14 protein-coding genes are annotated in these 12,187 nt (G+C 71.3%); 7 read left to right on the top strand and 7 right to left on the bottom strand.

The window, feature by feature from the left end:
- Positions 1 to 118: 118 nt before the first annotated feature.
- Both C3488_RS26630 and C3488_RS26625 read right to left on the bottom strand, forming a co-directional pair.
- Positions 119 to 1,840 (bottom strand): phospholipid carrier-dependent glycosyltransferase, encoded by a 1,722-nt coding sequence (locus C3488_RS26630; RefSeq protein WP_103843461.1) that lies wholly within the window; start codon positions 1,838 to 1,840, stop codon positions 119 to 121.
- A gap of 332 nt (positions 1,841 to 2,172) precedes the next feature.
- Entirely contained in the window at positions 2,173 to 2,673 is a 501-nt protein-coding gene (locus C3488_RS26625) for a hypothetical protein (protein ID WP_103843448.1), read from the bottom strand.
- Between the two features lie 227 nt (positions 2,674 to 2,900).
- Here C3488_RS26625 and C3488_RS26620 point away from each other — a divergent pair, with 227 nt between their 5' ends.
- The gene (locus C3488_RS26620) at positions 2,901 to 3,431 is read left to right on the top strand and encodes a hypothetical protein (protein ID WP_103843460.1); all 531 of its coding nucleotides are present in this window, start codon (positions 2,901 to 2,903) and stop codon (positions 3,429 to 3,431) included.
- A gap of 30 nt (positions 3,432 to 3,461) precedes the next feature.
- On the opposite strand, the gene C3488_RS26615 is transcribed toward C3488_RS26620, so the two are convergent.
- Both C3488_RS26615 and C3488_RS26610 read right to left on the bottom strand, forming a co-directional pair.
- Positions 3,462 to 3,917 carry a hypothetical protein gene (locus C3488_RS26615; protein WP_103843447.1) on the bottom strand — a complete coding sequence of 152 codons (456 nt, stop codon included), beginning with the start codon at positions 3,915 to 3,917 and terminating at the stop codon, positions 3,462 to 3,464.
- Positions 3,918 to 3,966: 49 nt separating this feature from the next.
- Positions 3,967 to 4,833, bottom strand: a complete 867-nt coding sequence (locus C3488_RS26610) for an alpha/beta fold hydrolase (protein ID WP_103843446.1) — start codon at positions 4,831 to 4,833, stop codon at positions 3,967 to 3,969.
- A gap of 87 nt (positions 4,834 to 4,920) precedes the next feature.
- On the opposite strand from C3488_RS26610, the gene C3488_RS26605 reads away from it, so the two are divergent.
- Positions 4,921 to 5,379 carry a MarR family winged helix-turn-helix transcriptional regulator gene (locus C3488_RS26605; protein ID WP_103843445.1) on the top strand — a complete coding sequence of 153 codons (459 nt, stop codon included), beginning with the start codon at positions 4,921 to 4,923 and terminating at the stop codon, positions 5,377 to 5,379.
- 311 nt (positions 5,380 to 5,690) lie between these two features.
- Here C3488_RS26605 and C3488_RS26600 read toward each other — a convergent pair whose 3' ends face one another.
- Together C3488_RS26600 and C3488_RS26595 are read right to left on the bottom strand one after the other, a co-directional pair.
- A complete protein-coding gene (locus C3488_RS26600; protein ID WP_103843444.1) occupies positions 5,691 to 5,951 on the bottom strand; it encodes a hypothetical protein in 261 nt (86 codons plus the stop codon).
- A gap of 161 nt (positions 5,952 to 6,112) precedes the next feature.
- Entirely contained in the window at positions 6,113 to 6,505 is a 393-nt protein-coding gene (locus C3488_RS26595) for a helix-turn-helix transcriptional regulator (RefSeq protein WP_103843443.1), read from the bottom strand.
- Positions 6,506 to 6,736: 231 nt separating this feature from the next.
- Here C3488_RS26595 and C3488_RS26590 point away from each other — a divergent pair, with 231 nt between their 5' ends.
- The 4 genes from C3488_RS26590 (at position 6,737) to C3488_RS26575 (ending at position 10,073) form a co-directional block, all read left to right on the top strand.
- Positions 6,737 to 6,952, top strand: a complete 216-nt coding sequence (locus C3488_RS26590) for a hypothetical protein (RefSeq protein WP_181139207.1) — start codon at positions 6,737 to 6,739, stop codon at positions 6,950 to 6,952.
- 207 nt (positions 6,953 to 7,159) lie between these two features.
- Positions 7,160 to 7,378, top strand: a complete 219-nt coding sequence (locus tag C3488_RS26585; RefSeq protein ID WP_103843442.1) for a hypothetical protein — start codon at positions 7,160 to 7,162, stop codon at positions 7,376 to 7,378.
- A gap of 78 nt (positions 7,379 to 7,456) precedes the next feature.
- Complete coding sequence (locus tag C3488_RS26580; RefSeq protein ID WP_103843441.1) at positions 7,457 to 9,346, top strand: hypothetical protein; 1,890 nt, start codon at positions 7,457 to 7,459, stop codon at positions 9,344 to 9,346.
- 52 nt (positions 9,347 to 9,398) lie between these two features.
- Positions 9,399 to 10,073, top strand: a complete 675-nt coding sequence (locus C3488_RS26575; RefSeq protein ID WP_103843440.1) for a hypothetical protein — start codon at positions 9,399 to 9,401, stop codon at positions 10,071 to 10,073.
- 78 nt (positions 10,074 to 10,151) lie between these two features.
- Here the strand turns inward: C3488_RS26575 and C3488_RS26570 are convergent, their stop codons facing one another.
- Positions 10,152 to 10,619, bottom strand: a complete 468-nt coding sequence (locus C3488_RS26570) for a peroxiredoxin (protein ID WP_103843439.1) — start codon at positions 10,617 to 10,619, stop codon at positions 10,152 to 10,154.
- A 721-nt stretch (positions 10,620 to 11,340) separates the two neighbouring features.
- Between C3488_RS26570 and C3488_RS26565 the strand changes: the two genes are divergently transcribed.
- Positions 11,341 to 12,159, top strand: a complete 819-nt coding sequence (locus C3488_RS26565; protein WP_103843438.1) for an SAM-dependent methyltransferase — start codon at positions 11,341 to 11,343, stop codon at positions 12,157 to 12,159.
- The last annotated feature ends 28 nt before the right edge of the window (positions 12,160 to 12,187 follow it).

Below are 12,187 nucleotides of genomic sequence, written 5' to 3'. Positions count from 1 at the left end.
TCAGTTGTGGACACCTCCGCACACCCCCACGCGTCCCGGCCATGCGATTTCCCCCGAACGGGGCCCCGCTGTCCGGATCGGGTCGGCTGTAAGGCCCCCGGGGGCTTTCCGGCAACCCCTAGGGGCGCCGGAAGATCGTGACGGAGTGACCGACGTCGTCGATCGCCCTGCTGCCGCGGATCAGCTGCTTCAGCCGCGCATCGGCCTTGGCGATCGAGGTGTCGGAGACGACGAGCAGCCCGTGCACCCGGTTCGCAGGCACCTTCAGCGGGTCGCGCCCGTGGATCCCGTACCAGGAGGGCACTCCGCTCCCCTTGTAGACGAGCCAGACGCTCTTCTCGTCCGGGTACCGCTCGCGCAGCCGGTCCGCCAGCCGTCCGAGGTCCTGTCCCCAGTCGACGTTCGAGTCGTGCAGTCTGAGATACGTCTTCGCCGGCCCGCCGAACGCCTCGTTGGAGTACGGCAGGTAGTACGGGTACGCCCGCACCGAACTGACCGCCACGAATGTGACCAGGGCCGCCGTCGCCGTGTACGCCCACCGCCGCCGCAGCGCGAGCGCGCAGGCCGCCGCGACGGCCAGGAACACCGGTACGAAGATCGCGTAACGCACCCCGAGGTCCCGCGAGCCCTGCATGGCCGCGGCCAGCAGCACCCCCGGCACCAGCAGCACGTACGGGACGGCCGGGCGCAGCCGGGGCACCACCGCCATGGCCACCGCCCCGCCGAGCCACAGCGCGAGCATGCCGAGCGGCGTCTTCACCAGCAGCGCGGCCGGCAGGTAGTACCACCGGTTGCCGGTGTAGAGCCGGCCGAACAGATAGCCGCGCCACCGCGCGCTCTCGAACCCGAACTGGATCCGCATCCCGTCGCGGTACGGCTCCGGGAGCGGCAACGCGTGGACGAGGAGGGCGCCCGGACCGTGCACCGCGGGCGTGTGGGCGGGTGTCGTCCACCGCAGCCGGGGATCGACGACGAGATAGACGGCCCACACGACGGCGACGAGGACCAGCGCGACGCCGAAGGCCGCCGCCCCGGCACGCGCCGCACGCCGCGGCAGTGGCACGCCGGGGCCCCGCGCCTGCCAGTACGACCACCCGGCCAGCGCCAGCAGGACCGGCACCGCGGGCAGCGTGCTCATCTTCGTGGCCACGGCCGCCCCGGTCGCCACCCCGGCGAGCGGCAGATACGGCAGCGGCCGCCGCCGCGCCCGCCACACCATCCAGGCCGCCGTCACCACGAGCCCCGCCGCGGGCACGTCCAGGGTCGCCAGGGAGCCGTTCGTGATCAGGTCGGGCGAGAACGCGTACAGGGCCAGCGCCGCCAACCCGCCGACCGAACCGGTCAGTTCGCGGGCGAAACCGAACACCACCAGCCCCAACAGCAGCGTCACCACCATCACCGGCAGCCGGGCCCAGAACATCACCCGCCACGGGTCGTTGCCCGACGCGTACAGCAGTCGCCGCCCCAACTCTCCCTGATCGCCTCGGAAGCCCGGCTCGAGGTGCGGGTGCGCGAAGACCGCGCCGGTGGCGATGAGCAGCTTGCCGAGCGGTGGGTGCTCGGGGTTGAAGCGCAGACTGTGCTCCCGCACGTACACGACCGCCGTGCCGACGTACACGGGTTCGTCGATGGTCGGCGTCTGCCGCACCGCAGTGGTGGCCATGGCGAAGGCCATCTGGACCAGCAGCGCGCACACCGCGAGCACGAGCAGCGGCCGCCGGTGCCGCCGCAGCGCCGCCCAGCCGCCCTGGCGTCCGGCGTCCGCCCGGGAGGGGGAGCCGGCCGGTTCCGGGGGGCCGTCGCCGTCGGACGTGACGAGCGGCTGCCGGTCGTGCGTCATCGTCCGCGCCCCCCGGTCGTACGTCGCGTCCGAGCCGTCCGCGCCCCTGCATGCTGCCATGACTCTTGCTACGTCGGCACGGCACTACCTTGCTCAATCGCACGCGTGTCGTGATCGGAAGGACGCGGACGCGCGCACGCCGCCCGGGATGACCGTGCGGATCACTCAGGCGGCGGATCCCTTTTCGTGAGTGCCCGGGGCTGGAACGTCAGCGGCCGATTCCCTCGCGAGAGTGGACTGTTCTCGCCCCGGCGGCGTAGTGCGCGGTGTGTCGCCGAATCGGCCCACGGGCGTGGTGGTGGGCCGAAGATCCTCCGGAGCCCTGTGACCGGTCAGGGGCGGGCGTACTCCTCCCGGACGACGGCGGCGAGTTGGGCGAGGGCCTCCTCGGCGCGGGTGCGGTCGGCGGTGTCGAGCACCGCCAGGGCGTCCGCCGCGACCTCCCGGACGCGCTGGGGCACCTCGTCCAGGGCGGCCATCCGATAGGCGAGGGTGCGCCGTGCGGCACGCTCCTCTCGGGTGACACCGAGGGGGCCCGTACGGGGGAAGACCGCGGCCTCGTACGCGGCGACGTGCACCAGCACCCCGTGCGCGATCCCTTCCGCGTAGCCGCGCATTCCCGCCTGCCGCCGGGCCGCGGCGAAGTGCGCCAGCGCACGCCGGCGGAAGACGAGAGCGCCGAGTGCGCCCGCCGCGCCCCCGCACACCGCGGCCACGAGGGCACCCCGCGCGCCACCGAAGAGAGCACCGATGAGGGCACCGCTCGCGGTGGTCAGACAGACCAGCCCGGTGACGAGCAGAAGAAGGGCGCGGGCGGGCGTGATCGGGGCCATGGCGTGCAGTTTGCCAGCGCTGCGGGGGGCCCGGTGCCCGGGCTGTCGCGCACGTGATGTGCGACACGTGCGCGATCGCCTTTCCCACGGCCCTGAAGCGATTCATGCTGGGCACGGCTTGATCAGTGATCTAGCCAGGCAAATCCATCGGCCGTCCGATCTTGCTTGCATTTGACACTTAGTTGCGTGCGCGGATAGGAACATGGCCGGAAGTGGAGAGGTGGACCGTGCACGAGCCCCATGTGATCGGTGACTGGCAGGAATGCGGGGACGAGCATGCCGGTCTCCGCGTCCGTGTCCACGGGCTGGAAAAGGCGGAGCCGCCGCGTGGGCGTGACGATTCGGCCGAAGGCCTCACCTATTTCCGCTTCCGGGTGACCGTGGAAAACCGGTCGGCGGAACCGGTCGGCATTCATCTGGAAGACGGCCAACTCGACGTGAGGACCGGTTCCGACGGCGAGAGCGCATTTCTCGACTGGCGCAACTCGCACTTCATCGAAGGCTTCGACGTCTATCCCCTGCGCCGTGCGACCGCCGTCCTGTACGCCGCCGCCCCGGAATCCGCTCTGAGCCTCGTGGACATCCAGGTCCAGCTGAAGGCGGACGACGAATGGACGGACCGGTATCTGTGGTCCGGCGACATGACCGTCACGGACGGCCCGCAGGGCACGGCCACCCGCGCCGACGGCATCTCCGAGACCCTGGCCGGCCAGATCAGCACGTTCCTGCGCGAGCAGGCGGAGCGCGGCCAGCACTGAGGGCCGGAGGGTTCGGGGCCTGTCGCGGCACTAGCCTCGGACGGCGCGCGCCAGCCACGGCGTGAGCGAGATGCGCAGGATCAGCTCCTTGTACGTCTCGTCCCCGGGCAGCGGCACGACCAGCCACTGACCGGGCGGGAAGAATCGGCCCGTCACATGGGCAAGGCCGCCGTAGACGGACCGCAGGAACGCCGGGACCACGTCCCGGGGAAGATCCTCGAAATCAACGCCGTCGACGGTGATCTGCGCGTCGTCGTCGGGGAACAGCCGGACGGTGACGGCCGGTGAGCCTCCCAGCTCGACGAACGCCTCGTGCGGCAGCGAACCGTCCGGATCGAGAACCGCGAACGCTCCGGCCGAGGCGCGGTGGGAGGTCTGGTCCGCGCCGATGTCGTGGGTGACGGTCATCGTCAGGTTGTACTCCCGCGCGATCTCGCGTATCGCCGTGACGGCCGACTCCGTGGTGGGCAGATGCGGATGCCTCATGGCAGGTGACAGTAGCGTCTGCGCGCCACTCCGCGAAGGCGGACGGCGCTCAGACGAGGAAGTCGAGGACCAGCCGGTCGATCTGCTGCGCATGGGCGAGAGGCAGCGTGTGATGGGTCGCTGTGGGCAGCACATGGATCCGCGCGTGCGGCGCTCGTTCCCTTACGCGCTCACTGATGGTGCGGGTATCGTGCGCGCGGCTGCGCGCCGCCAGCACCACCAGCAGGGGGACTGTGGAACGGCGCAGGAGTTCCCGGCGGGGCGGGCGAGGATCGACGATCTTCGGGACATAGCCGGCCGTGCCGCGAGCGGTCACTTCCAGCCACCCCTCGTCCAACGTCGTCCCAGCCGTCTCCCACTCCAGAAACCCGCGCGCCGCCCGCTCGCTGGGCTTCAGGAACAGCGGCGCGGCCCGCAGCAGGTACTGCGCCCGGTATCCGCCGAAGCAGCGCGTGGGATCCAGCAGCACAGCCCCGCTCACCCGCTGCGGTGCGTGCAGGGCGTAGGTGAGGGACAGCCAGGCCCCGTAGGAGTGCCCGCACAAGGCCGCGCGCTCGATCCCCAGCGCACCCAGCACCTCGTCCAGCCATGCCGTCAGATCGCCCTTGCCGCGCACCGCGCGACCGTCCGCGACGCCTCGTCCGGCCTGGCCGATGATGTCCACCGCGTGGACCCGGTACCGGGCGCTGAGCCTTTCGACATCGGCGAGCCAGACCGTCGACGTGGCGCCACCGCCGGGCAGCAGGATCAGCGCCGGTGCGTCGCGCGGGCCGCAGGAGTTCACGCGCGTCGTGCCGTACGTGGTGGGTACGTCGGCCGACTCGACCGGCACCGGCCATCTCCCCAGCACGGCGTCGTACGCGGCCAGAAAGCGCTCCTCGGCTTCGGAACTGCGGAAACGCGGTGCAGCGGACATGGGACCCCCGGTCGAAGCGGCTTTCGAGACTACATCACTGAACGATATACTCACTCACTGAGATATCGAACCGTGGAGAGGCCCCACGTGGACCACCGGGACCCGCGTCTGCAGCTCGTGCACCTGCTGCGCGGCATCACCGTCGAACTAGACCTGCTGGGCGCCGAGTTCGCGGCGCGGAACAGCCTGCACCCCACCGATCTGCGCGCACTGATCCACCTGCTCGACTTCGACCGGACGGGGACCGACGCCACGCCCGGTCGGCTGGGTGCGCAGCTGGGACTGAACTCCTCGGCCGTCACTGCCGTCGTCGACCGGCTGGAACGACGCGGTCTGGTCGACCGCGGACACGACCCCCGCGACCGGCGCCGGGTCCTCCTCACCGTCACCGAGCAGGCGACCGACCTCGGCTGGTCCTTCTTCGGGCCGCTGATCGGCCGGCTGGTCGCGACGGAAGAGGACTTCGACGAGAGGGAACTGGACGCCGTCCGCCGCTTCCTGCAGGCGGCGCAGTCGGTCCTGGTGACGGCGCGTCAGGAGAAGTAGCCGCCCGCTCGGCCCTCGAGCGCATCCCCGCACCACCGCGAACCGTCGTGCTCAGCCGGCACGCCAGGCGGCCGTGACACTCGCGATCGATGGCCTAGTCGCCGCGATGCCGCCAGTACCACACCGCACCGGCCGCCAGGGCGCACAGGAAGACCAACGGCACGATCAGGCCGGGGATACGGGCCGGGCTCATCGGTGTGCCAGGGGAACGGAGGGGCGGTGCGGGGGCGTTGCCATGGCTTGATCGTGCCTGTTTTCGGCGCGCGGGGCCATGGTCTGGACGCCTGGAATTGTGTACGAGCGGGCATGGCTCACTCGCGGTAGACGGTGAGCACGGCCCCGTTGATCTCGATGCGCTGGGGGGTGGGGCCCTCGCCACGGCGCAGCAGGGCGAGGCACTGGTCGAAGAGGGTCAGTTCCTCCTCGCTGAGCACGGCCGCCGCGAGATCGAGGAGTTCCCCGATGGACGCCTCGGTGAGGTCGGCCGGCAGTTCGCCGGAGAGCAGGACCACGGATTCTCCCGTCGGTCCCTTGACGATGGCGGTGGTGGGGCCGCCGTGTACGAAGAGCAAAGTTCCCCCCAGTGGGCCTGGGGCGTGCGGCTCACGGGGCCCCGGGCAGGAGGAGAGACTAGCGGCGGATCATGTGCGTTCGGGTGGAAGTGACGTCTTCTGGTGCAAGTGACCGGTGGGGCGGGGGTCCGCTCGCCGTAGCCCCGCTCGCCCGGTCGCGCTCAGGACGCGCCCGAGGACCGGCCGAGCAGTGACTCGACGAGGGCCGCGACATGGCGGCGGTCCTCGGCCGACAGTCGCTGCACACTCGCGATGAGCACGTCCACCTCCGGATCTCCGGAGGACTCGGACGCGGGTGCCGGTTCGGCGGCGGGGGCGTAGAGGTGGATGCCGCATGCCTCGGCGGCTGCCCGGCGGATCGTGTCCAACGGCAGACCCAGACCCTGGGCCAGCCCTTCGAGGGTGGCCGGCTGCGGCATCCGGGCCATGTGATCGGTCGTGGCGAGGTGGTGCACCGTCGAGCGGGGGATGCCTCCGCGGCGGGCGACGTCGCCGTACGACCAGCGCTCACTGTCCAGCCGGTCGCGGATGATCTGCTGCAGTGCGTTGGCCACCGATGGTCACTTCCTGCTCGCCGCCGGGCGGAACTCTTCCGCGTCGGATCATTCTAGGGGCGACTTGGGTGCGTGACGGAAGGTGTTCTCCGGTACCGCTTGCGTCACACCCGCCTCGGCCCCTAGTGTCCAATCTCGTTGGACAGCCCGTCCGACGGAGTTGGACGCGATCCGGGGGGACCTGACCGTGTCCAACGGCACCGCATTCCGAACCCCGAGGGGGAATCGACCATGATGGATCCGCGTGAGCTGGACGCCGAGTCCGCCGAGCTGCTGCCGGGCCGCGAGGCCCTGGGCCGGCTGAAGTTCAGCTTCGGCAAGACGGTGAACGTCACCAAGCACGTCGCCAACGTCTCCGCGCACAACGAGTCGGCCGCGCTCAACGACCACTCGTCGTGGTCGGTGGCGGACTCCGGCGCCGCCCAGTCCATCACCATCACCCAGTGATCCGGTGCCGCACGGCCCGGCGCCCCGGCACCGTGCGGCACCCGGTACCGCCGCGGCGACACCTCACCACACCTCCGCTCGCCGCGGCGGTACCACCACCGGGCGGCAACACCTGACGATTTGTCACCCCACATCGGCCGGGCGGCGATCCGCGTCCGTCCAGCCCCACCACGCCGTACAACGAACGACTTCGAGAAAGGACACGCCATGAGCATGAACGCTCACGAGCTGGACGCCGAGACCGCCGAGCTGCTGCCGGGCCGCGAGGCCCTGGGCCGGCTGAAGTTCAGCTTCGGCAAGACGGTGAACGTCACCAAGCACGTCGCCAACGTCTCCGCGAGCAACCAGTCGGCCGCGCTCAACGACCACTCCTCGTGGTCGGTCGCCGAGTCCCAGGCCACGCAGTCCATCACCATCCACCAGTAACCCCCGCACCACGAGGGCACGTTCAGCGGACCGCGCCAGGGGCAGGCGCGGTCCGCACCGGGGGGAGGAAAGGTGCACATGACGCTGCTGGGGGACAACGCCGCGGCACTGTACGACACCGGACCGGTGCCGGGGCCCGGGGGGATCCCGGTGACGTACGAGCAGGTCGCCACCGGCGACCTCCCCGTCGTCGGCCCGGAGAAGCCGCTCGTACCGCGGCTGAGCGCCGGGCTCCGACTGCACGGCGAGTACCAGGGATCGGGGTTCACCGAGCCCAGGTACATCGCCCGTCGGGGGGACGGGCAGGTCGTGCAGCTGACACGGCTGCTGCATCTGGTCGCGTCGTCGATCGACGGCAGCCGCGACCTCGAGACGATCGCCCACCGGGTCAGCGCCCGGTTCGGACGCGAGGTCAGCGCGGACAACATCCGCTATCTCATCGAGAACAAGCTGGAGCCGCTCGGCGTGACGGTCCCCGAGGGCCAGGAGGACGACCAGGTCTCCGCGCCGAGATCGGACCTGCTCCTCGCGCTCAAGGGACACCGCGTCCTGTTCAACGAGCGGCGCGTGGCCAAGATCGCCCGCGCGCTCGCCTGGCTGCACCGCCCCCTGGTCGTGGCGGCCGTGCTCGCGGGCATCGCCGTCCTGGACGTGTGGCTGTTCGTGTTCTTCGGCGCGATCACCCCCGTGCTGCAGGTGCTGGACCAACCGGTCCTGCTGCTCGTCGTGTTCGTGCTGACCGTGGCGTCCCTGGTGTTCCACGAGTTCGGCCACGCGTCCGCCTGCCGCTACGGCGGTGCCCGGCCCGGCTGCATCGGCTGCGGGCTGTTCCTGATCTGGCCCTCGATGTACACGGACGTCACCGACGTCTATCGCATCGGCAGGGGCGGCCGGCTCCGCACCGACCTCGGCGGCGTCTACTTCAACGTCGTCTTCATGCTCGCCATGGCCGGCGCCTACGCCCTGAGCGGCCAGGCCTTCTTCCTGGCCGCCGTCTACCTCGGCCACTTCGAGATCCTCGAACAGCTCATGCCGGCCGTCCGCCTCGACGGCTACTACATCCTCGGCGACCTCGCAGGAGTGCCCGACCTCTACGGCAAGATCAAGCCGATCCTGCTGAGTCTGGTCCCGGGGACCGCGGGGCGCAGGGCCCGTGCCGAGGTCGCCGCGCTCAAGAAGTCCGCGCGGGCCGTCGTCGCCGCCTGGGTGCTGACGATGGTGCCGCTGATCATCGGCGAGCTCGGCTACGCCCTGTGGAACCTGCCCCGTATCACCACCACGATGATCCGCTCGCTGACCGTGCAACTCCTCGGCACCGGCGGCGCGTTCGCGCACGGCCAGATCGCGGCGGGCCTGATGGGCGTGGTCGGCTGCGTGATGCTGCTGTGCCCGATGGCCGGCGTGGTCTACCTGTCGGTCAAGCTCGGCGGGCGCCTGTGGCGAGGAGGCGCGAAGGCGACGGCCGGCCGGCCACGGCTGCGCCTGGCGCTGTGCGCCCTGGTACTGGCCGGCCTCGGCGGCCTGAGCTACGCCTGGGTCTCGGGTCTGACTCCGCGTCCGCTGCCGAAGCAACCGCCGATCGCCCCGATCCTGCAGCCCGGCGTGTCCACCTCGCCCCCGCCCGCCCGGCATGCCACGGTCCCGGACCGGCACACGACCGCACCGTCGGCCACGGCCACCACCGTGCCGTCCGGCACGGCGTTCCCGAACGTCTCGGCCGATCCGTCGGCCACGACCGGCCCGTCGACTTCGGCGAGCCCGCACCCGAGCGACTCCAAGGCGTCACCGCAGGGCACGGCCGGCCGGCCCTCCGGCAGTTCCGTCCCGAGCGGGCAGCCGCCCACCTCCGCCTCGGCGGGGCCCGCCTCCGGCTCGCCGTCGGCGCCGTCGTCCCCGGCCGACAGCCCGTCCGCGCCGGTCAGTTCGAGCGCGCCGCCGGCCGGATCGCCGTCGCCCACCGCCTCCTGATCGCCCCGGCCAGGGCCCGGGGTCCAACGACACCACTCCAGCGGGAGACCATATGAACCAGCATCGCAAACCCCGTCCGCAGTCCGCCCTCAGCAGGCGCGCCGTCCGCGTCGGACTGTTCGCCGCCGGGGCGGCCGGACTCGCGACGGCCGTCCCGGCGCAGGCGGCGACCGGGATGCCGCACCACACCGCGGTCGCCACCGACCAGACGTTCAGCCGGGCCGACTTCCGGCACCACACACAGGCCAGGGACTCCTTCACCGTGCGCCAGCTCGGCACGGTCGACGCCGCGAGCGTACGCAACCAGGCGAACGCCGTCGGGGTGGGCTGCTCGGTCGACGACCACTGCCGTTCGGTCGCGCTGTCCTTCCAGATCGTCACGATGGCCGGGGAGCACACGCATCTCACCGCGGTCAACCGGGGTGACGCGGTCAACGAGCACTGCGACGGCTGCCAGACCCTCGCCGGGGCCTACCAGTTCGTCGTCTCCACCCCCCGCCCCTTCACGCTGGACCAGGCAACTCAGCGGCGGCTCACCGACATCCACCGGCGGCTGGACGCACTGACCCGCTCGAACCTGCCCGCAACCGACCTCAAGAAGCGCGCCGACGCCCTGGCCGCCGAGGTGAACACCGTGCTGCGCGAGGCGGTCGTCAACGCTCCCAAGGGTGATGAGCGGCCCACCGTCACCCTCCACCGCCACCTGGACGGCTGGCCCGCCCACTGACCGGGCCGGCCCGGGCCCGCCGCCCCGAACCACGGGGCGGCGGGCTGCTGTGCGTGTGGCCCGGCTTCCCTCCGGTCGTCAGCTGCTGCGGGCGCGCAGCGCCGCCAGCGCACGGTCGGCGTGTGCGCTCATGCGCAGTTCGCTGCGCACCACCTCCAGGATGGTGCGGTCCTGGTCGATGACGAAGGTGACCCGCTTGGTGGGAGCCAGGGAGATGCCCCGTCTGACTCCGAACCGCTCCCGGACGGCGCCGTCCGTGTCCGACAGCAACGGGAAGCCGAGCGTGTGGCGTCCGGCGAACTCCTGCTGCCGGTCGACCGCATCCCCGCTGATACCGACCGGCCGTCCACCGACGGCCGCGAACTCGGCGGCCAGATCCCGGAAATGGCACGCCTCGGCGGTGCAGCCCGGGGAGAGGGCGGCGGGGTAGAAGAACAGCACGACCGGCCCGTCGGCGAGCAGTTCGGTGAGGCGTCGCTCCGTACCCGTCTCGTCGGGCAGGGTGAAGTCCTCGACCTTGGCGCCCACGTCGACACGATCCGCCATCACTGGATCTCCTCGTCCTCGCCGATGCCGACGCCCGTCCCGGGGCCCGCCCGGGCCGATCCTACGGGACGGTCCGATCGGGCGTGCGGCGGGGCCCGCAGCCGTCGGTGCCGAGGCCGAGCCGGCGGTCGAGCGACCGCGAGGACTACGCTCACGCGTGCGGATCGTCCATGCACCGGTGACCCTTCACGCTGGGATCAGCGGTAGGTACGGAGGGGATGTCTCTCGGACTCCCCACACTTGCCGTGGTCGCCCGACAGGCCGTCGCCGGCGACCTGATCGCCGAGTGAGCAGCAGATCGTGGTCCGGGTGCACGGCCAGGGCATCCGAGTGCACGGGGCCGCACTGCTGCCGTTCGGCGGCAACACCCCGTGCGACGACACCGAAGGCCGCGGGAGGCGACCGGCAGGCGGTCAACACCCGGATCCGGGCCCGCGGAGAGGTCGACGCGGTCGTCGACTTCGACCGTGTCGTGCGCGACCCCGGCGGCCCCCGGCGGCTCCGGCCGGGTCCCCAGGCCGGCGACCGACTGCATCTCAAACCGGGGGATTTTGCGCACTGGCCACGGCAGTCACTCCGGCCCTCTCCCGTAACACGCGGGAGTGGCAGTGAAGTTGGCGCCGCGTCCTTCGTTCGGGGACTGGCACCGGCGAACACCGGTTCCCTAGGATGGTGTGCCCGCCGAGCCGGTTCGACGGCGCGGCCCGGATCTGGGGGAACGATGCAGTCTGGCAGGCAGTTGTCCACGTCGATCGACGCCACGGTGCCGACGGCCGCCCGTATGTACGACTACTACCTGGGCGGCAAGGACAACTACGCGGCCGACCGGGCCGCGTGTGAAGAGCTCGACAAGGTCGTGCCCAGCACGCGGGCGCTCGCGCTCAACAACCGGCGGTTCCTGCAGCGGGTCGTGCGGACGCTGGCGCAGGAGTACGGCATCCGCCAGTTCCTCGACCACGGATCCGGACTGCCCACCCAGGACAACGTCCACCAGGTCGCCCAGCGCATCGACCCGTCGTCCCACGTCGTGTACGTCGACAGCGACCCGATGGTCCTGGTGCACGGCCGGGCTCTGCTGGAGCAGGACGAGCGCACCGCCGTGATCCAGGCCGACATGCGGGACACGGAGACGATCTTCACCCACCCGGAGACCCGACGCCTGATCGACTTCTCCCAGCCGGTCGCCGTGCTCTTCAATTCGGTGATGCACTGCATCCCGGACAGCGAGACCGACGGACCGCCCGCCCTGGTCCGCCGGGTGGCCGAGCGGCTCGTGCCCGGCAGCTTCATGGTGATGTGCCAGCTCGTCAGCGAGGACGCCCAAGTCAGGGACTTCGTCACGAACTTCATGGACCAGGCCACACAGGGGCACTGGGGGCGGGTGCGGCAGGAGAAGGACGTGGAGGCCTGGTTCGACGGCATGGACATCCTGGAGCCCGGTCTGGTGGAGGTGTCCACCTGGCGGCCGGACTCCGAGGTAGCTCCCCGTCAACTCACCCAGGAGTGGATCGAGTTCGGAGGAGTGGGACGCATCCGCTGACGGGCCGCACCACACCGGGGGCGTCCGC

Source organism: Streptomyces sp. Ru72 (assembly GCF_002920635.1).
In the GTDB taxonomy this organism is placed as follows: Bacteria; Actinomycetota; Actinomycetes; order Streptomycetales; family Streptomycetaceae; genus Streptomyces.
Note: the sequence above shows the minus strand (reverse complement) of the source record. Positions and strands in the feature narration are given on the sequence as shown.

Bases quoted from the DNA above. Each gene is read 5' to 3' on its own strand.
- C3488_RS26615 (WP_103843447.1), bottom strand. From the start codon at position 3,917: ATGAGGCATCCGCATCTGCCCACCACGGAGTCGGCCGTCACGGCGATA.
- C3488_RS26580 (WP_103843441.1), top strand. From the start codon at position 7,457: ATGACGCTGCTGGGGGACAACGCCGCGGCACTGTACGACACCGGACCG.
- C3488_RS26575 (WP_103843440.1), top strand. From the start codon at position 9,399: ATGAACCAGCATCGCAAACCCCGTCCGCAGTCCGCCCTCAGCAGGCGC.
- C3488_RS26585 (WP_103843442.1), top strand. From the start codon at position 7,160: ATGAGCATGAACGCTCACGAGCTGGACGCCGAGACCGCCGAGCTGCTG.
- C3488_RS26610 (WP_103843446.1), bottom strand. From the start codon at position 4,833: ATGTCCGCTGCACCGCGTTTCCGCAGTTCCGAAGCCGAGGAGCGCTTT.
- C3488_RS26625 (WP_103843448.1), bottom strand. From the start codon at position 2,673: ATGGCCCCGATCACGCCCGCCCGCGCCCTTCTTCTGCTCGTCACCGGG.
- C3488_RS26590 (WP_181139207.1), top strand. From the start codon at position 6,737: ATGATGGATCCGCGTGAGCTGGACGCCGAGTCCGCCGAGCTGCTGCCG.
- C3488_RS26630 (WP_103843461.1), bottom strand. From the start codon at position 1,840: ATGACGCACGACCGGCAGCCGCTCGTCACGTCCGACGGCGACGGCCCC.
- C3488_RS26570 (WP_103843439.1), bottom strand. From the start codon at position 10,619: ATGGCGGATCGTGTCGACGTGGGCGCCAAGGTCGAGGACTTCACCCTG.
- C3488_RS26565 (WP_103843438.1), top strand. From the start codon at position 11,341: ATGCAGTCTGGCAGGCAGTTGTCCACGTCGATCGACGCCACGGTGCCG.